Consider the following 19,187-nt stretch of genomic DNA (forward strand, 5'->3'; position numbering starts at 1 on the left):
TTCGGTTCATGCGAACCGAAATCCTATCCGGTATTAGCCCCGGTTTCCCGGAGTTATCCCAGTCTTACAGGCAGGTTATCCACGTGTTACTCACCCGTCCGCCGCTAACCTTTGGGAGCAAGCTCCCTCAGGTCCGCTCGACTTGCATGTATTAGGCACGCCGCCAGCGTTCGTCCTGAGCCAGGATCAAACTCTCCATAAAAGTGTTTGATGTAGCTCTTTAAAAAAATAGAATTAACGTTGACGCTTTTCTTTGTTCAGTTTTCAAGGAACAAGGCTACATTGTATCACACAATCGATATCGTGTCAACAACATTTTTTAAAATTTCATTTGGATTTTTATGAGTAAGTCGCTATTTCTTTTTTTCAGCGACCTTTATATATTACCAAGGTCAGCTATAAATGTCAACGACTTTTTTCATTGTTTTTTATAATCGAAAGCTGTCTAATCTGAACAGCAAGGAATACTATACCACCGTTTTTTATTGCAGGCAATAGTAAATTTTAACAAAATCAAACATGTGCATCCATATCACTCAAATACTTTAACTCATCAGTAAAACAATCATAAAAAAGACCGAACAAAAATAGTCCAGTCTTTTATGTAAGTCCGATAAATTATAGAAATCAACTTTTTTCAAAAAAAGCGTTTCTCGCTCTTCCCTCAGCAATCTCAAAATTTGATAACTAAAAAAGCCAAGAAGATTAATTTTCTTGGCTTTAAATGCTTGGCTTAACGATGACGCATTAATGGGAATAACAGAACATCCCGAATTGATGGAGAGTTAGTCAGTAGCATAATGAGACGATCAATACCAATACCGAGTCCACCGGTTGGAGGCATTCCGTATTCAAGTGCTTCAACGAAATCTTCATCCATCATATGTGCTTCATCATTTCCCTGCTCACGCTCTTTGATTTGTGCTTCGAATCTTTCTCTTTGATCAATTGGATCATTTAATTCAGTAAATGCATTTGCATGTTCACGGCCGACAATAAATAATTCGAAGCGGTCCGTAAACCTAGGGTCTTCTTCATTCTTTTTAGCTAAAGGAGAAATCTCAACAGGATGTCCGTAAATAAAAGTAGGCTGGATTAATTTATCTTCTACTTTTTGTTCAAAGAATTCATTTACGATATGCCCAAACTTCATATTAGCATCAACTTCAACACCATGTTGTTTTGCTAATTCTTGGGCCTCTTCTGCGGTCATTTGCTTCCAGAAATCAACACCTGTATATTCTTTAATGGCATCTACCATATGCAGTCTTTTCCATTCAGGTGTTAAATCCACTTCATGTTCACCATATTGGATAACAGTAGTACCAAGAACTTCCTTAGCAATATGAGCAATTAGGTTTTCAGTTAAGGACATGATGTCTCGGAAATCGGCATATGCCTCATATAACTCCAATAATGTAAATTCAGGATTATGTCTTGTTGAGACTCCTTCATTACGGAAAACCCGTCCAATTTCATAGACTTTTTCAAGACCGCCCACGATTAGCCGTTTTAAATGCAGCTCAATCGCAATCCGTAAATAGAGTTGCATATCAAGAGCATTATGGTGTGTTATAAATGGTTTTGCCGCTGCCCCGCCTGCAATTGCATGCAATAATGGTGTTTCCACTTCTAAATATCCGCGGGCTTCTAAGTAGCGTCGCATTTCTTGAATGATACGGCTCCGTGTAATAAAAGTATTACGGCTCTCCTGATTTGTAATTAGATCTAAATAGCGCTGACGATAGCGCTGCTCAATATCTTTAAGACCGTGATACTTATCTGGAAGAGAACGAAGCGCTTTTGTTAAAAACTCAAACTCCGATACCTTGATAGATAATTCGCCTACTTTAGTTTTAAAGACAGTTCCTTTAACTCCAACAATATCTCCTAGGTCAACAGAATCAAAAACTTCATATGCTTCATCGCCGATTGCATCTTTTTTAACGTAGATTTGGATTTGTCCTGATAAATCCTGGATATGTGCAAATCCAGCCTTCCCTTTCCCTCTTTTTGTCATAACACGACCAGCAATGACAGTCTCAACATTCTTTTCTTCTAATTCTTCTTTTGATAACTCGCCATACTGATCGATGAGGTCTTGGGCTAAGTCAGTTCGTTCAAAACGGCGGCCGAATGGGTCAATCCCTTTTCCCCGCAGTTCCTCCATTTTTTCCAGACGGACTCGCAATTGGTCATTGAGTTCCTCTTGGTTCATGAATAATCAACTCCATCAATTTAAATTCTAATTCTTTACGCTGTAATCTTTTTATGTAACCCTAAATTTCAGGGTTTTATCAGTAAAAATTGAAAGACTCAAAAAACGCATACATATAGTAAAACTGCCAGTGTAAAACTGGCAGTATATACTGTACAAACTCATATTATAGAAAATGATAAACAAAGCTGTCAAATAGATTAAACCGCTTTTGTTTGCTGCAGCTCTTTTTCTTCCATTTCCGCTGTAAAGCTATCTAGCAATGATACAAGCTGTTCTCGTGTTTCGCAAGAATTGATTTCATTTCTCACTCTTGCATTGCCGCGGATTCCTTTTAAATACCAGGCAGCATGTTTTCTCATTTCTCTGATCGCAACACGCTCTCCTTTAAGGTTGATAAGACGGTCTAAATGCAGTTTACAAACATCCATTTTTTCACGAACAGATGGTTCTCCTAATAATTCACCAGTATCTAGATAATGAACCGTTCTGTAAATCATCCATGGGTTCCCTAATGCCGCACGGCCAATCATGACACCGTCACAACCAGTCTCATCAAGCATTCGCTTTGCATCTTCAGGGGTTTTCACATCCCCGTTTCCAATGACAGGAATGTTAACAGATTGTTTAACTTCACGGATGATATCCCAATTTGCTGTACCCTCATACATTTGTACTCTTGTGCGGCCGTGAAGAGCAACTGCTTTTCCTCCTGCTTTTTCAACAGCCCTTGCATTTTCTACAGCAAAAATATGGTCTTCATCCCAACCCATTCGCATTTTTACCGTTACTGGTTTATCTACTGCATCAACTACAGCTGAAACCATTTCATAGATTTTATTTGGGTCAAGCAACCACTTTGCGCCAGCATCACATTTTGTAATTTTCGGCACAGGGCATCCCATATTAATATCAATAATGTCAGCAGTAGAGTTTTTATCAACAAATTTAGCTGCTTCTACTAATGTTTCTTTTTCTCCTCCGAAAATTTGAAGACTCATTGGTTTTTCCCGCTCATCAATATAGAGCATGTTTATAGTCTTTTCGTTTCCGAACAAGATTCCCTTGTCACTTACCATTTCTGCACAAACTAACCCTGCACCAAACTCTTTGACAGTCAATCGAAAGGCTGAATTACAAACACCAGCCATTGGTGCTAAAACCACTCTATTTTTTAATTGGATATCTCCAATTTTAAACATAATGAAACTACCTCCTATTCTTGTGTAGTAGGGTCTAACTCTTCCTTTGTAATGCTAAGGGCCTCTGCAATGAGATCTACCATATCATCTGACGGAGCCCGATATCCGCGTTCGATTTCACCTAAAACAGAGACAGATACTCCTATTTCCTTTGCTAGACCTTCCTGAGTAAAGCCTTTTAACTTTCTAAATGCGCGAATTCGTCTTCCCCATCTATCTGCTTCCATCGCCTGACTCCTTTTTCTTTCGGAATTTCACTTAAGATTTGCTTAAACTCTTTTCCCAAAGCAGGATGCATTAACTTATCATTTATTTCTAAGAGCGGTATTAAGACAAAAGCCCGCTCATGCATTCGAGGATGCGGAACAATTAATTGCTCTGTTTCAATATTGTCTTGATTATACAGCAAAATGTCAAGGTCTATTGTCCGGGGCCCCCATTTAAAAAGCCTTATCCTGCCTAGTTTTTCTTCGATTTGTAAAATTATTTCCAGTAATCGAAAGGGGGATTCAGCTGTCTCAATTTCGATTACCATATTCAAAAAAGGGGACTGATCTTCAAAACCAACAGGGTCAGTCTCGTAAATGGACGACATTTTTTTAATCTGAATCGATCCTTGCATCTTTAAAAGGGATATGGCCTTGTTTAGATAGCCTAAACGATCCCCCATATTAGTTCCTAGTGACAGGTAAGCTTTACTCATCATGATCGCCGCCTCGTAATTTCCACCGCGACACTTTCATAATGACCGGGAATAGGAGGGTCTGGTTTAATCACTTTTATCGTACAGGCTTGTACTTTTTCAAACTGGCGTAAAATGGTTTCCGCAATTTTTTCTGTCACGGCTTCAATAAGTTTATATTTATTGCCTTCGACTATGTCCAAACAAACACGATAGACATCTGCATAATTGACGGTTTCTTTTAAATCATCCCGCTCCCCTGCTTTTTTCAAATCTAGTTCAAGAATCACATCAACGTAAAACCGCTGCCCAAGCCGGGTCTCTTCCGGTAAAACACCATGATACCCGTAAAATGCCATTCGGTTAAGAAAGATTTTATCCATTCATGATCCTCTTTCCGCATAAAACATCCATTACATCTACCATTCTTTTAATTTCCTTCACATCATGAACACGTACAAGCTGACAGCCTTTTTGGATTCCATAACAAACGGTTGCGCCGGTTCCTTCCATTCGTTCTGTAACAGGGAGGTCCAATATATGACCAATCATTCTTTTTCGGGAAGTGGCAAGCAGGACTGGATAACCCATCGCGACAAGTTCATCTAAATGCTGCATCATCATCACATTTTCTTCAAAGGTTTTAGCAAAGCCAATCCCAGGATCTAAAATAATTTGTTCGTCTGGAACCCCAGCCTCTTTGGCAATCGCAATACTTTCCCTTAAGTCACCAAAGGCATCCTTTAAAAAATCGTTATAAGGAAGCTCCTCCCGATTATGCATTAAAATGATTGGAACATTATACTGTTTAGCCACCACGGCAATCTCTGGCTCTTTTTTCGCTCCCCAAATATCATTAATGATAGAGGCTCCCGCTTCAATTGCTTGTTTCGCCACTTCCGCTTTATATGTATCAACCGAAAGAGGGACGGATACCCGTTTAGTAATCGCTTCTATAACCGGGATAACCCGTTCTAATTCTTCTTCAGCTGACACGGGCTTATGTCCAGGTCTGGTTGATTCTCCCCCGATATCTAATAGATCCGCGCCTTCTTGGACAAGACGTTCGGCATACTCTACCGCTTTTTCAACACTATTAAATTGACCGCCGTCCGAAAATGAATCGGGTGTTACATTTATAATTCCCATGATGAGAGTCTTGTTTGAAAAATCCAGCTGATATTTCCCACATGGAATAACCGTTTTTTGATACATGTTTTCACCTCTGTTTATTCCTGCTACATTCATCATACATAAAAATCGACAAAATAAACAACTTCTTCAGACAAAAAGCGGCCCGTATGTTGAGTGGACGTTTTGTTTTTCCTTTTTTCTACTAAAAAAAGTCTACCCACATCGTGAGTAGACTTGCCGTTTTATTGTTCGTCGAATTGATAAAGCGGTGTGCTTAAGTAGCGTTCTCCGTTACTTGGAAGGACCGTTAAGACTTTTTTCCCTTTTCCCAGTCTTTTAGCAACCTGCAATGCTGCACAAATAGCCGCTCCCGAAGAAATACCGCCTAAGATTCCTTCTTCCTTTGCTGCCTTTCTTGCGTATTCAAATGCTTCTTCAGTGGTCACATGAATAATTTCTTCATAGATTTCCGTATTTAATGTGTCAGGAACAAAGTTTGGTCCAAGTCCTTGTAATTTATGAGGACCCGGTTTCCCACCCGCCAAAATTGGAGAATCCTTTGGCTCTACTGCAATAATATGAATGCCAGGGTATTTTTCCTTTAATACTTCTCCAGCGCCTGAAATGGTTCCGCCTGTCCCGATTCCTGCAACAAATGCATCTAATTGATCACCCATTTGCTCGACAATTTCTTTTCCCGTCGTACGTCGGTGAACTTTCGGATTTGCCAAGTTTTTAAACTGCTGAGGCATAAAGTATCCATTTTCTTTTGCAAGTTCTTCAGCCTTTTGGACAGCGCCCCTCATTCCTTCTGGCCCAGGAGTTAAAACAAGCTCAGCTCCATATGCACGTAATAAATTCCGTCGTTCCATACTCATCGTTTCTGGCATCACAATAATCGTTTTATATCCTTTGGCTGCCGCTACCATTGCAATACCAATTCCTGTATTTCCGCTCGTTGGCTCAATTATAGCGTCTCCAGCTTTTAGTGTTCCGTCTTTTTCAGCAGCTTCTATCATAGCTAAAGCAATTCTGTCTTTTACACTGCTTCCTGGGTTCATATACTCAAGTTTTGCATAAACTTCGGCCGAATCTTCATCAACCAGGCGATTTAGTTTCACAATAGGTGTTTCACCTATTAATTCTGTGATTGAGTTCACTATTTTCACCATTTACTGGCACCTCCGTATTCCCGACTATTTTTATAGGTTTATTTCGAATTTACCACAATTTCCTAAAAAGTCAATTAAAACAATTGAAAGAATGGAAGTAGTTCCGAAATGATTGAAATCAGGTAATCTCTGCACGCAAGCCGTCTTTTATCACAATTTTATCTCTGTTCACCATAGAACCATTCTACTTCAAGGTCGTCCCAAAACTCACTTGCCGAAATTGGAGTTTCAATTTGTTCTAATGCAATTTTTCGGCGAATTTGATCTTTTACTTCTTCATATCCCCAAGACTGTCCCTCTATTTTTTCATGCAAATAAAGGATGGCATATTCTTTTTCCAGCTTGATCGGGTCTGACCAGGTTTCGGGTTCCATTTCCGCCAAAACATCCTCATAAGCAGTAGGGATTGTATGATTCTTAAGAGATACAAAACCTAAACTGCCTCCTTGCGAAGATGTAAATTCATCTAACGAACGCTCCATGGCTAGTACAGCAAAGCTTGAGCCGCCCTCTAACTCTTCAATCGTTTGCTTGGCTTCTTCCTCCGTCTTGACCAAAATATGAGCGAGGTGATATGTATCCGGCACAGTAAATAAGTGCTGATTTTCTTCATAGTAACGCTGCATATCTTCTTCAGGTATCGCTACATCTTTTGTAAGAAGTTCCTCTAAAATAATGACCCTTTTAATTTCATCTTTCCACTCATCTTCACTGAAATTCTCCGAAGGATTCATCCCATACATAGTATTAAAATAGGTGCTCTCCCTCGTAACTTCTTCTTCGTCTACTTCAATATCATATTCCTCGGCTAACTGGTCAATCACCTTATCATTGATTAAGTCTTTTAGAGTCATTTTTCCATATTGCTGTTCTAAACGATTCATCCATTCCTCGCGGGTAATCTCGACATCTCCAACTTTCGCCACGGTTTCCCCTTGCTGCATAACGGGTTCTGCAGATAAATTCTTATAGGAGAAAAAGGCTATGGTCAGACAATTGGTAAATAACAGTCCTATTATGACAAAGGCAGACAACGATTTTGGCAAGTCTTCTCTCTCCCCATAAAGAAAACTTGGCAAGCACCAAGCCCAGTAAGGTCTTAATGATTGCCCAGTTGTTCTAAATTTTTCTCTGCATAAATAATGTTATATTTGTACTTCTTGAAACTATTTTGCTTCCTCTAATAATTCCTCTAATTCTGCCTTAGAGTAATGATACTTGGAGTTACAGAAATGGCAAGATGCTTCCGCTTCCCCGTCCTCTTCTATCATCTCGCGAATCTCATCTTTACCTAAACTGATGATAGCATTGGCGAACCTTTCCTTTGAACAAGTGCAGGTAAATTGGACTGGCATTTTTTCTAATACTTTTACGTTTTCTTTGCCTAGCAATTCATGCAAGATCTCTTCTGGAGCAAGACCGCGGTCAATCATAGTAGACACAGGAGGGATTTTGCCTAACCTTTGCTCGATAAAGCTAATGGTTTCTTCCTCGCAATTTGGGAGTAGCTGTATAATGAAGCCTCCGCTCGCTTTTATTGAGTTATCAGGATTAACCAAAACTCCGACTCCTACAGAAGAGGGTGTTTGTTCAGATGTAACAAAATAATAGGTAAAATCGTCCCCAAGTTCTCCTGAGACAAGTGGAACTTGTCCAGAAAAATTCTCTCTTAGTCCTAAATCTTTAACGACCGTCAGGGTTCCATCTGTTCCAACTGCTGCTCCGACATTTAACTTACCTTCCGCATTTCTTTCTTCAATATGTGTTTGCGGATTTGTTACATATCCTCTTACATCACCTCTGGCATTACTATCAGCTAAAATAACGCCAATCGGACCCTTTCCTTCAATTTTTACAGTTAGCTTGGCATCTCCTTTTAACATGGCGCCCATCATAACTGCAGCGGTCATTGTACGGCCTAATGCGGCAGATGCAGTTGGCCATGTGTGATGGCGTCTTTGCGCTTCTGAAACTGTATCCGTTGAAGAAACAGCATACGCTCTAACTTGTCCATCAAATGCCAATGCTTTGATTAAATAATCATTCATTTTCTGTTAACACCTCAAGTACTTTTATTTATTTTTTATACTCTCCATATTTCGCTCATAAATAAGGCGTAATCCCTTTAAAGTTAGAAAAGGGTCGACAATGTCAATAACATCGCATTCTTCTGAAATTAAATTAGCTAAGCCCCCTGTTGCAATAACGGTAGGATTTTGATGACTTTGTTTTTTCATTCTGGATACGATCCCTTCTACCTGGCCGACGTACCCATATAATATTCCCGATTGCATCGCGGAAACTGTATTTCTTCCGACAATTTGATCGGGTTTTGCAATTTCAATTCTTGGAAGCTTTGCCGCTTTCGAATAAAGTGCTTCTGTTGATATGCTAATCCCTGGTGCAATGGCACCGCCGCAATATTGCTTATGCTCATCAATATAACAATATGTAGTGGCTGTACCAAAGTCGACAATGATGAGCGGGCTGCCATAATCATGAATCGCAGCAACCGCATTAACAATCCGGTCAGCACCTACTTCCTTAGGATTATCATATTTTATATTAAGTCGTGTCTTTACACCTGGACCCACAATTAATGGATCAATGTTAAAGTACTTGACACACATTCTTTCTAAGGAAAACATAATCGGCGGAACGACAGAGGAAATAATAATTCCATCTATATCAGAAAAGGATAAACCTGAGTGGTCATATAAGCCTTTAACGATCATGGCATATTCATCTTCAGTTCGATGTCGATTGGTTTCAACTCGCCAATGATATTTCAAATGATCTCCTTCATAGACCCCTAACACAATATTTGTATTTCCCACATCCAAGACAAAAATCATAAGCCGATATCCTCACTTTTCATATTCTGTATACGCCAACATCATACCACATTTTTATTTTGGGTTGACAGTGACTACACCTATATAACAATTCGCATGATTGCAGACAGATTGATCGTGTAATACAAAGAGCCGGATTCCAAATATAGGAACCCGGCCCTTTTAATCAGCCTTTATTATTTATTTCATCTTCATTAGTAGGGTCTTGAGAAGTTTCGTCATTTTCATTCACAGTGCCGTCTTCCGTATCATCCGCTTTTTTGCCGATATTTACGGTTACATCTTCGGTAGAAGCGGATTTGTTTTCACGGTTAGGAAGTGTACCATGATCGATTAGATGCTTAATTTGTTCAGCATCTAATGTTTCTACCTCAAGCAGCGTATTCGCCACCAAATCCAGTTTATCACGATTTTCTGTTAAGATTTTCTTCGCTCTGTCATAGCACTCTTTAATGATACGCTGAATTTCTAGGTCAATTTCATAAGCAATCGCATCTGAGTAGTTTTGATCGTTATTGAAATCTCTGCCTAAGAAGACATTTCCGCCTTGAGATTGGCCAAATTGAAGCGGTCCTAATTTTTCACTCATACCGTATTCGGTTACCATGCTTCTTGCAATTCCGGTTGCACGCTGAAAATCGTTATGGGCACCCGTGCTTACTTCGCCAAATACGATTTCCTCCGCTACCCGGCCGCCAAGTAATCCGGTGATTTTATCCAGAAGTTCTGGTTTTGTCATGAAGTAACGGTCTTCTTTTGGAAGCATAACCGCATAACCGCCAGCGCGGCCGCGAGGAACGATCGTTACTTTATGAACCATTTCCGCATCATCCAGCACGACACCAATAATGGTGTGACCACCTTCGTGAAACGCAACAATTTTTCTTTCCTTTTCTGATATAACACGGCTTTTCTTAGCTGGACCAGCAATTACACGATCCGTTGCCTCGTCAATATCAGACATATCGATTTTCTTTTTATTACGTCTGGCTGCAACAAGCGCAGCTTCGTTTAACAGGTTCTCTAAATCTGCACCAGAGAATCCAGGTGTACGGGATGCAATCGCTTTTAAATCAATGGATTCATCTAAAGGCTTATTGCGCGCGTGAACCTTCAATACTTCTTCCCGACCTTTTAAATCAGGGCGATCAACAGTGATTTGACGGTCAAAACGTCCAGGTCTCAGCAAGGCTGGGTCCAAAATGTCAGGTCTGTTAGTAGCTGCAATGATAATGATTCCTTCATTTGCACCAAAACCATCCATTTCAACTAGTAACTGGTTAAGGGTTTGTTCACGTTCGTCATGACCCCCGCCCAAACCAGCTCCACGCTGACGTCCTACTGCATCAATTTCGTCGATAAAAATGATACAAGGTGCGTTTTTCTTGGCATTCTCAAATAAGTCACGAACACGAGAAGCACCGACACCGACAAACATTTCAACAAAGTCTGAACCGCTTATCGAGAAGAAAGGAACTCCAGCTTCGCCTGCAGCGGCTCTTGCTAGTAAGGTTTTACCTGTTCCAGGAGGTCCGACAAGCAAGATTCCTTTAGGGATACGGGCACCGACACTGGCAAATTTGCGAGGGTCTTTGAGGAAGTCTACCACTTCCACAAGTTCTGCTTTCTCTTCATCAGCGCCAGCTACATCTTTAAATCTAACCTTTTTCTTTTCTTCATTATAAAGCTTTGCCTTACTTTTCCCAAAGTTCATAACACGGCTGCCGCCGCCTTGCGCTTGGTTCAGTAAGAAGAAGAATAAAATGAAGATGATGATGAATGGAATCATTGTGGTGAAGAATGAAACCCATCCACTTTGCTCTTCAGCCTGTAAAACTTCAACCTCTGTATCTGTTTCAGCTGCAGATTTATTTACAATTTCGATTGTTGTGCTATCAATAGGAACATACGTTACAAAAAATTGATTTTCAGGATCTCCTTCGAGATGCCCGCGTACCTCATACACCCCGCGCTCGGGCTGCATCGAGAAGTTTTCAACATCACCCGCCTCCAGGTGAGCGATGAATTCATTGTATTTTAGACTTTTTGTTGGTTCATTGTTATTGTTAAAAAAACTAACAACGCCAATTATGACCAAAAAAATTAATAAATAAAAGATGGTGTTTCGGAAGATCCGGTTCATCTCTTACCTCCTCACATGGGAAACAAACTATATTCAATAGTATCATAGAGATTATGCACAGTACAATGATTTGAATTGACTAAGGTGAACGATAATCCAAGCATTTAATGTATATGTGTTAATCGTTATTTTGGTATACTTCTGGCTTTAGTACACCTATATAAGGCAAATTCCTGTATTTCTCAGCGTAATCTAATCCGTATCCTACAACAAATTCATCAGGTACAATAAACCCGACATAATCTGCTTGAATATCCGCTTTTCTGCCTGTTGGCTTATCTAAGAGGGTGACAATTTTAATGGATTTCGCTTTTCGATATCGAAAGAGTTCCACTAAATAGCTCAGTGTTAAACCACTGTCAATGATATCCTCAATAATAAGTATCTCTCTGCCTTCTACAGAAGTATCCAGATCCTTTAAAATCTTCACTTCACCTGAAGAAACAGTAGAGTTTCCATAGCTGGATACATCCATAAAGTCCATCTCTAAATGAGTGTCAATTCGTTTTACTAAATCACCCATAAAGAGCATGGCTCCCTTTAATACGCCTATCACTAATGGAAAGCGGTCTTGATAATCTTTTGTTAGCTGATTTGCCAATTCTGCAATTTTTTCGTGTATTTCTTGCTCTGATATTAAGACTTTTTCAATATCTTCTTTCATGGTTGCGTCCCCTATCTATATCGGAGTATGTATATTGCTTCTTTAGAACTTCTTGCTTCATAACTGGATTTTTTTAAACCTGGTACCCATAATATGTTTCCCGATTGATCTGTTACAATTGGCCAGACATTTCTTTGCTGCAAAGGAATTTTTTCATCAATAAATAAATCCTTAATTTTCTTATGGCCATTTAGACCGAAAGGCTTGATTCGGTCTCCTGACCGTCGCGTTCTTACAATGAGCGGTATTTTAGTGCCTTCTGCTAGACGAAAAATAGAAAGGGAGTTTTGATCTGAATCCGGATCCTCTACAATCTTCTCAAAGGATAGAGTGGCACCATTAGGCAAGGATATTGAATCCCCCGGATTGAAAAGGTGCTCGTAAATTTCCTCTTCTTCATTCTCGTATGTAAATATACCGTTATCATAGGAACGAATGAAAAATAGGCCTTTAGGAAGATATACAGTTCCAGAGGGATGGCCTTTGAACAAATGTAGGATCTGTTCAATATGTACGGCAGACAAATTAGAGGGTACTTCCTTATAAAGATAGTTTAATATTAGATGAATCCCTCTTCTTTGTAAAGGTTGAGGTAGTTGCAAATACTTCTCTACAGAGATTGTAAACAAGCCTGCTTTTTTCCTTTTCACTACTTTATTCAAATACTCGTCTGTTAATACCTGCAGATAAGCCTCATCCTCGATTAACTCTTCACTAAAACGCTGAAATTGTTTAGAAACCTCAGGATTCTCATTTTTTAATGATGGCAGGACTAAATGTCTAAAACGGTTTCTTGTGTAATCCAATTTATCATTGGTTGGGTCTCTGCGAGGCTCTAAATGAAAGGAACGGCAGTATTGTTCAATTTCAGTTTTTTCAACCGACAAAAAAGGCCTAATAATATGTCCATTCGCAAATGGCCTTTTATAGGGAATACCGCTTCTGCCCATCATGGTACTTCCTCTGGTCAGACTCATCAATATTGTTTCAATCTGATCATCTCCGTGGTGGGCTAGAACAAGCTTAGTAGCCTTGTATCGTTCCATGACCTCTTTAAAAAATGAATATCTGCAAATCCTTGCGGCTTTCTGTGAACTTAACTTTTTCTCTTCCTGATAACGTGTTACATCAATCTGTTTACCTTCAAACGGTATTTCCAAAGTTTCACAAAACCCTTTTACATAAAGCAGGTCTTCATAGGACTGTTGCCCTCTAAACATATGGTCAACATGAGTACAAATAAGATCTATTTGATAGTGTTGCCTATATTTATGTAAAAAATGAAGTAATGCAAGAGAATCAGGTCCCCCTGATACACCCACAACTAAGATGTCACCTTTTTCAATCAGCCTATGTTTTTGAATAAATGAATGAACTTTTTGATCAAACATGTTATCGTCCTCATTTTGGATTAATTCAGTTACATACGTTCTCCTGAGGAATTTGTTTATTACTATTAATACATATGTTCATTCAAATGAATGTAACGTATGAATATCGTACCACTCCATTACTTAGAGGGCAAAAGTTAGCCTGCATTTTTATCGATTTTTCACAAATTGTTCAAAGATACAGTCCAGAAAAAATTATCCGCCCACCATTTCATAAACAATGTATAGGGTATAAAAAACCGCTACAACGGCCACAAGCAATATGGTTTCAAGAACCGATCCCACTTTTCTTTTTTTCCTTTTTTGGTAGCGAGAAGCATTCTGAATCTGAGAATGGCTTACAGGATTGTTGTTGATCATGCCAGATGAATTAGCTGTGACAGCAGCTTGTTTATACGATTTACATTCAAGCAATGCTTTTCTCATTTCGAAAGCTGATTGGAATTCTCCCTTAATTGCTTTTATTAAAATAGGTTCAAACGGTTTTAATTCATTTATACCTTCTATCTTCTTCCTAATTAAACTAAATGAATCTCCTTTTTTCTCAAAACGTCCGCCATAATAAAGAGTAAGAATGACCATAACGACCGCAAAAAGGTCATAGCTCGGTTCCGCCTTTCTCGAACCGAGCCCCCAATACCCCCGGTCATAGAATTCAGTAAATTCCTTTATCGACCTGCCTATTTGAGTAGTCCCGCCTACATCGACACACCTGATTCTAGGCGGAGGACCAGATATCATTAAATTTTCAGGTTTTAAATCTCCGAATACCCATCCTAACTGATGCAGTTCGTGGAGATCTTTCAGGAGCTGGATAATAAGTACCATAATCCATGATGAGCCTCTCTCTTGAATGAAGCCCATCATATCTTTTCCTTTTATATATTCCATTGAATAAAACGGAATAGAAATACCTTTTACTTCCCAATCATCGACATCGTATAAAGAAGGTCCGAGGGCAGACCCTTGGACCTTCGCTAATGCTTTCAATACATTTACTTCCGAGGCAACAATTGATGTTTCAGTGCTTAATTTAATGGCCACCGCTAAATGCCCGCTGGTTTCAGCGAGATAAACGGTTCCATTTGCTCCATAGCCCAGTTCCTTTTTTATCCGATACATTTCCTGATGCCATTTCCCTTGAATCACCGTTCCAGGGGGCAGCTTAAACGGACTCTTCATAGTAGGATTCATCGTCATTTCTCCTCGAGTATCCCTTTAAGCTTGAACGCTTTGGCCTAAATTGTTGAATGGCTTCTCTTATCGCAGGTCCTGTTGGCGTAATACCTCCAACCGACAGTTTTGAAAAAACACTGGTTAAAGATTCTAGCTTAGGTGTCCAATCCAACAATTTTTCGACATCTTTCCTTTTCCCGGGAAATACATAAAGTGAAAACAGGTTATTTCCCATCCGTGCATTTAGGCTTAAAGATAAGTCCAGCAATGCTTCTTTAACGGTTGGCAGTTTGTGCTTCATACTTGCAGACGTATCGACAAGAATCAGCACTTCCAGGTCTACAGTTTCCCCTAGCTCGTCCACTACCTCCATCACTTCTCCTCTTTTTTCAGGCGGCAAGCTTTCTAATGTTTGTGAACGTCCCAAAATTTGCTGTAATTCTTTATTGACAACTCCCTGAATGGTTTGTGTCATCGCTTTTCTCGTAACCATCTGAACAGTCTGCGACAAGCTTTGGGAATATACAACTTGGCTGACTCCTCCGCCCGAAAGTGCGATTTCTTCTATTTCCTTCATACCAGACTCATCAATCACGTCATTTTCCATAACACCAATCACATTAACTGTAATACCCTCTTCATTAGCTAAAGCAGCCATAGCAATCGGGTCTTCTCCATGATTTGAGCAACCGTCCGTTATCAGCAAAATTTGCTTTAAAGTACCTGGTTTCATCGTTCTCCCTCCAACAAATTGTTGTTACCATCTTCGACCGATTGAGGGAGAAATATACTTACAGCTTTTTAAATCACCCCTTAAAGACTGGTTATAATGCTTTTCTTTTCGTTAAATTTAATGGAATTGCAGCCCATTTTGGCGTATTATGCTCTAATCTTGCTACAATAATGGTCATGTCATCCTTGATTTCGCCCGTGCCGGAACGGATAACCTCCTCCATAATTAAATCGGCAATTTCCTGTGGCTCATCGGTTTGCAGTTCCTTCAATTTCCGTTTCATCCATAATTCATAGTTTTCGACATGACGCGGACCTTCAAATACACCATCACTCATCATCACTAATATGTCGCCTGCTTTAAGCTGCTCAGAAACAACGTCTACCTCAAATTCCTGAATGATACCTATTGGAAGGTTGCTGGCCTGGATCTTTTTAATTTGGTTTCCTCTTTTTATAAAACTTGGTGTTGACCCGATTTTTAAAAACCGGGAGCTTGCATCCTGGAGGTCAATAATGGCCAGGTCGAGCGTAGAAAAAATTTCATCTGTTGTCCGCAAAGACAAAATGGAGTTAACTGATTTAATTGCAACTTTTTCCTCTATTCCTGAAAGCAGAATTTTTCTTAACAGCTGAAGCGTTTCATTACTTTCATGGTGAGCACGTTCCCCGTTACCCATACCATCACTAATAGCAATAGCATATTTCCCCATTCCAAGCTCTATGGTAGAATAACTGTCTCCTGAAACGAGTCCCCCATCTTTTGCAGCATGGGCAACTCCAACTGAAACTGTAAATCGTTTGGATGATCGGAACGTTACATGAATATCTCCTCCCAAAAATAGCTGTTCCTTTTGCTGAACGACGATATTCTCTCCGCAAATATCAGAAAGAAGTGGGGCAATAAGCTTTTCACATTCACCATTCGCATAGCTGCTAGGAACAGTCATTTCGATATCAACATTTCCTTGTGTAAGACTAAAAATCTCCACCTGACTGACATCGAGCCCAAAAGACTGAAGAGCATCTAAAATTTGTTCCTCTTGTGCTTCGTGATTTTCTCTTTCACGCTGGATTTCCCTCGCAAAATTACCCATTACCTCGGAAACTCCCTGCAATTGATTGGCTACAAGCTTCCGGCTCTCTTTCACCTGCCTTTTGAGCTTTTGATTTGCCTGATAAAACGTCAATTCATGCCTAATTGCTTCAACAACTTGATTAGATCGTGTACAATGCTTAGACCAATCCCGCTTCACTTTTTGCGAAAGCTGTCCATGATTGTTTTCTAAATCCTGCATAATTTTACTCATGCCATCATAGGTTGTATTAAAGTTCTTTGCCCAACAGTAATCCTTTTTAAAGCAGGTTTGACACGTCTTTTCAGTTACTTTGCTTAAAAAATAATCAAGTTCTTTACTCTCGTCCTCCTCGTCTGCGCTTTCGATTTGTTGAAAACTATTGGACAAAGCCTGAAACACAGCTGAAAATTGGTTGACTCTTTTAGCGGTAACGTCCCTTACCTTTCTCATATAAAGCTGCTGTTCTTGAGCATATTCAGTAGTCCCAGGAATATATTTGGCAATCCGGCTCGTTAAAACCTTGGGGGTTAAGAAAAACAATACGATTGCTGCAAAGGATTCATATAAACTTTTGACAAGGGTACCTTCCCCTTGACCATACATCCCAATCAGTAAAGTTGAGATAAAAAGGCCAATTGCAACACCTGGTTTTTTTCCTTCCTTCAGCAAACCTCCTAACAGGCCTGAAAAGGCAAGGAGACTCATATGAAAGAAACTTGAAATGTTTGCGAGACTGAAAATTAATCCGGTTACTACCCCTACAGTCGACCCAACAGTCGCACCGGCCACAAAAGCAAAAATTAACACCAAATATCTGGACATCACATGTTCAATTGAAATACCGTACAGAGTCCATCCGATTGTTCCGGTCATGACCGAAGCCAATAAAATAATTAGACAAACAATCTCTTCTGTTTTTAATGCCTGCTTCCGTTTTTTTACAGCCAGAAGCGGAATGCTTTGAAGAAAAATTAATGTCAAAATAAAGGCTAAACAACCTTCTACCGAACCCATCATAATATCGTATAAAGATATAAAACCGTTTGTAATAAAAGCTGCTGTAATGTTACCTACTAAAGTAAAAGCAAAGATGGCTAACGGCAGGGATCGATATGGATTCCTTTTTCCTTGCTTTGTTACTTTAAAAAATAGGAGAAAAGCAAGAGAGAGGAAAAAGGAATGAGCCGTATGTCCAAATGAGATAGTAATAGCTCCACTGACTACCCCTATTAAAGCGATTGGTGCATGCTGTTTTTTCAGCATTAAAACAGCCGCAAAGAATGGCAGACTAAATGGCGTCAGCTGAGATAAAATAAATGCTCTTCCTAATAAGAAGCCGATCATGAAAATAAGCAGACCCTTTTGAATAAATAATGCCTCAATTTTTTTTAGGAGAAATTCCATTCCTTTTGAGAATCTGGCCCTCGTCTGGTTCATGTTGATGTTCTGAACAGGTTCTACTAGGTTACGTTCTACCTTTTCCATTTTCTCAACACTCCTTCATCGTTTATCGTTCTGTTCATTATAAAAGGGACAAGTCTCAAAGTTTGTCAAAATGACAGAATGACTTCAAAGAATCTTTCGACCTTTTTCATTAAAAACACAGATAAGTGGACAAAGGATGTAAATAGCGAACCTTCTATTTTCGTATTTCGCTCATAAATGCGGAGGGCTCTGTTTAATAGGAAGGCGATGGTAATCAGCCAATTTCGAGGACTCCAGATAGTCGGACATAATTCGAAGTCTATTTAATTTTGTGACAAAATTTTTTGGGGGTTGACAGTATTGCCTGTTCTCAGTAAGATAAGTCTTGTGTGATTTTTTTGGCGGCGTAGCTCAGCTGGCTAGAGCGTACGGTTCATACCCGTGAGGTCGGGGGTTCGATCCCCTCCGCCGCTATTACGAAAAGCGAAATCCGCTAATATGGCCCGTTGGTCAAGTGGTTAAGACACCGCCCTTTCACGGCGGTAACACGGGTTCGAATCCCGTACGGGTCACTACTGAAAAACCCCCATGCACCTGGTGTGCATGGGGGTTTTCTATTTGGATTTTTAGTTTCAAGCGGTAATTTACATTTTCATGCGCTAATCGTCATTTTCCCAATGTGTCAAGATTTCAGGCTACTGTTCATTTATGCAATCAACAAAAAAAGACCCCGCTCATTTTCCCGAGCTGAGTCATTTTCCGCGCCGTGCTTTAAAAATACATCAAACAATCTTAATTTATATGATGAGACAGCAAGTTACCCTCTTCTAGCACCTCTTCCACCACGTTTTGATTCTGTGTGGCGTTTTAAAGATGACAATCGATCTTCACTATCCTTTAAAAAACGAGCCATTTTTTGTTCAAAGTTTTCCGTTCTGGCCCGATCATTTTTTGGTCTGTCATTTCTCGGACGGTCGTTTCCGCGTGGTCGGCCTCCACGTGGCGGTGCCGGACGGTCAATCGCCTTTTTAATGGAAAGGCCAATTTTTCCATCCTTTTCAACGTTGATAACTTTTACCGTTACCTCGTCGTCTACTTTTAGGTGTTCATTGATGTCTTTCACATAGTTGTCGGCAACCTCACTGATATGGACGAGACCTGTTGAGCCATCAGGTAACTCTACAAACGCTCCAAAGTGAGTAATGCCTGTTACCTTACCTTGTAACTTGCTGCCTACTTCAATTGACATAAAAAAGTGTTTCCTCCTTAAAGATTTAAAAGATCACAGTTATAATATATTATATAAAAATCAAG

General features: G+C 39.8%; 17 protein-coding genes, 2 tRNA genes and 1 rRNA gene. 2 read left to right on the forward strand and 18 right to left on the reverse strand.

Translation table 11 applies throughout. From position 1 onward, the window contains the following. From MLE14_RS15445 to spoIIE, 17 genes are all read right to left on the reverse strand, one after another. Positions 1–202 (reverse strand): 16S ribosomal RNA (locus MLE14_RS15445); the annotation flags it as partial. A gap of 531 nt (positions 203–733) precedes the next feature. Beyond that, entirely contained in the window at positions 734–2,218 is a 1,485-nt protein-coding gene (gene lysS, locus MLE14_RS15450) for a lysine--tRNA ligase (protein ID WP_243299319.1), read from the reverse strand. A gap of 200 nt (positions 2,219–2,418) precedes the next feature. After that, the gene (gene dusB, locus MLE14_RS15455) at positions 2,419–3,420 is read right to left on the reverse strand and encodes a tRNA dihydrouridine synthase DusB (RefSeq protein WP_243299320.1); all 1,002 of its coding nucleotides are present in this window, start codon (positions 3,418–3,420) and stop codon (positions 2,419–2,421) included. A gap of 14 nt (positions 3,421–3,434) precedes the next feature. Further along, the gene (locus MLE14_RS15460) at positions 3,435–3,647 is read right to left on the reverse strand and encodes a helix-turn-helix domain-containing protein (protein ID WP_243299321.1); all 213 of its coding nucleotides are present in this window, start codon (positions 3,645–3,647) and stop codon (positions 3,435–3,437) included. Next, positions 3,599–4,126, reverse strand: a complete 528-nt coding sequence (folK, locus tag MLE14_RS15465; RefSeq protein WP_243299322.1) for a 2-amino-4-hydroxy-6-hydroxymethyldihydropteridine diphosphokinase — start codon at positions 4,124–4,126, stop codon at positions 3,599–3,601. The genes MLE14_RS15460 and folK overlap by 49 nt, the downstream gene beginning before the upstream one ends. After that, the gene (folB, locus tag MLE14_RS15470) at positions 4,123–4,485 is read right to left on the reverse strand and encodes a dihydroneopterin aldolase (RefSeq protein ID WP_243299323.1); all 363 of its coding nucleotides are present in this window, start codon (positions 4,483–4,485) and stop codon (positions 4,123–4,125) included. Before folB ends, folK begins: the two co-directional genes overlap by 4 nt. Next, positions 4,478–5,317 (reverse strand): dihydropteroate synthase, encoded by an 840-nt coding sequence (gene folP, locus MLE14_RS15475; RefSeq protein WP_243299324.1) that lies wholly within the window; start codon positions 5,315–5,317, stop codon positions 4,478–4,480. Before folP ends, folB begins: the two co-directional genes overlap by 8 nt. A 161-nt stretch (positions 5,318–5,478) precedes the next feature. After that, a complete protein-coding gene (gene cysK, locus MLE14_RS15480; protein WP_243299325.1) occupies positions 5,479–6,408 on the reverse strand; it encodes a cysteine synthase A in 930 nt (309 codons plus the stop codon). A 158-nt stretch (positions 6,409–6,566) separates the two neighbouring features. Continuing rightward, positions 6,567–7,454, reverse strand: coding sequence for a peptidyl-prolyl cis-trans isomerase (locus MLE14_RS15485; RefSeq protein ID WP_243299326.1), 888 nt, complete (start codon positions 7,452–7,454; stop codon positions 6,567–6,569). Between the two features lie 120 nt (positions 7,455–7,574). Continuing rightward, positions 7,575–8,456, reverse strand: coding sequence for an Hsp33 family molecular chaperone HslO (gene hslO, locus MLE14_RS15490; RefSeq protein WP_243299327.1), 882 nt, complete (start codon positions 8,454–8,456; stop codon positions 7,575–7,577). A gap of 24 nt (positions 8,457–8,480) precedes the next feature. Beyond that, the gene (locus MLE14_RS15495) at positions 8,481–9,263 is read right to left on the reverse strand and encodes a type III pantothenate kinase (RefSeq protein WP_243299328.1); all 783 of its coding nucleotides are present in this window, start codon (positions 9,261–9,263) and stop codon (positions 8,481–8,483) included. A 166-nt stretch (positions 9,264–9,429) separates the two neighbouring features. Further along, complete coding sequence (ftsH, locus tag MLE14_RS15500; RefSeq protein ID WP_243299329.1) at positions 9,430–11,406, reverse strand: ATP-dependent zinc metalloprotease FtsH; 1,977 nt, start codon at positions 11,404–11,406, stop codon at positions 9,430–9,432. A gap of 118 nt (positions 11,407–11,524) precedes the next feature. Continuing rightward, positions 11,525–12,070, reverse strand: coding sequence for a hypoxanthine phosphoribosyltransferase (hpt, locus tag MLE14_RS15505; RefSeq protein WP_243299330.1), 546 nt, complete (start codon positions 12,068–12,070; stop codon positions 11,525–11,527). An 11-nt stretch (positions 12,071–12,081) separates the two neighbouring features. Continuing rightward, positions 12,082–13,461 carry a tRNA lysidine(34) synthetase TilS gene (tilS, locus tag MLE14_RS15510; RefSeq protein ID WP_243299331.1) on the reverse strand — a complete coding sequence of 460 codons (1,380 nt, stop codon included), beginning with the start codon at positions 13,459–13,461 and terminating at the stop codon, positions 12,082–12,084. Between the two features lie 195 nt (positions 13,462–13,656). Next, positions 13,657–14,655: a protein kinase domain-containing protein gene (locus MLE14_RS15515; RefSeq protein WP_313897768.1), complete on the reverse strand. Its 999-nt coding sequence runs from the start codon at positions 14,653–14,655 to the stop codon at positions 13,657–13,659. Next, complete coding sequence (locus tag MLE14_RS15520) at positions 14,627–15,370, reverse strand: VWA domain-containing protein (protein ID WP_243299333.1); 744 nt, start codon at positions 15,368–15,370, stop codon at positions 14,627–14,629. The genes MLE14_RS15515 and MLE14_RS15520 overlap by 29 nt, the downstream gene beginning before the upstream one ends. A 91-nt stretch (positions 15,371–15,461) precedes the next feature. Next, positions 15,462–17,933 (reverse strand): stage II sporulation protein E, encoded by a 2,472-nt coding sequence (gene spoIIE / locus MLE14_RS15525; protein WP_243299334.1) that lies wholly within the window; start codon positions 17,931–17,933, stop codon positions 15,462–15,464. Positions 17,934–18,273: 340 nt separating this feature from the next. On the opposite strand from spoIIE, the gene MLE14_RS15530 reads away from it, so the two are divergent. Together MLE14_RS15530 and MLE14_RS15535 are read left to right on the forward strand one after the other, a co-directional pair. Beyond that, positions 18,274–18,347, forward strand: a tRNA-Met gene (locus MLE14_RS15530). Between the two features lie 26 nt (positions 18,348–18,373). Next, positions 18,374–18,445 (forward strand) — tRNA-Glu (locus MLE14_RS15535). 245 nt (positions 18,446–18,690) lie between these two features. On the opposite strand, the gene MLE14_RS15540 is transcribed toward MLE14_RS15535, so the two are convergent. Next, on the reverse strand, positions 18,691–19,122 hold the full coding sequence (locus MLE14_RS15540; RefSeq protein ID WP_097160754.1) for a S1 domain-containing RNA-binding protein: 432 nt from the start codon (positions 19,120–19,122) through the stop codon (positions 18,691–18,693). Positions 19,123–19,187: the final 65 nt, after the last annotated feature.

Source organism: Bacillus litorisediminis, assembly GCF_022808645.1.
Classification (GTDB): Bacteria; Bacillota; Bacilli; order Bacillales; family JC228; genus Bacillus_BF; species Bacillus_BF litorisediminis.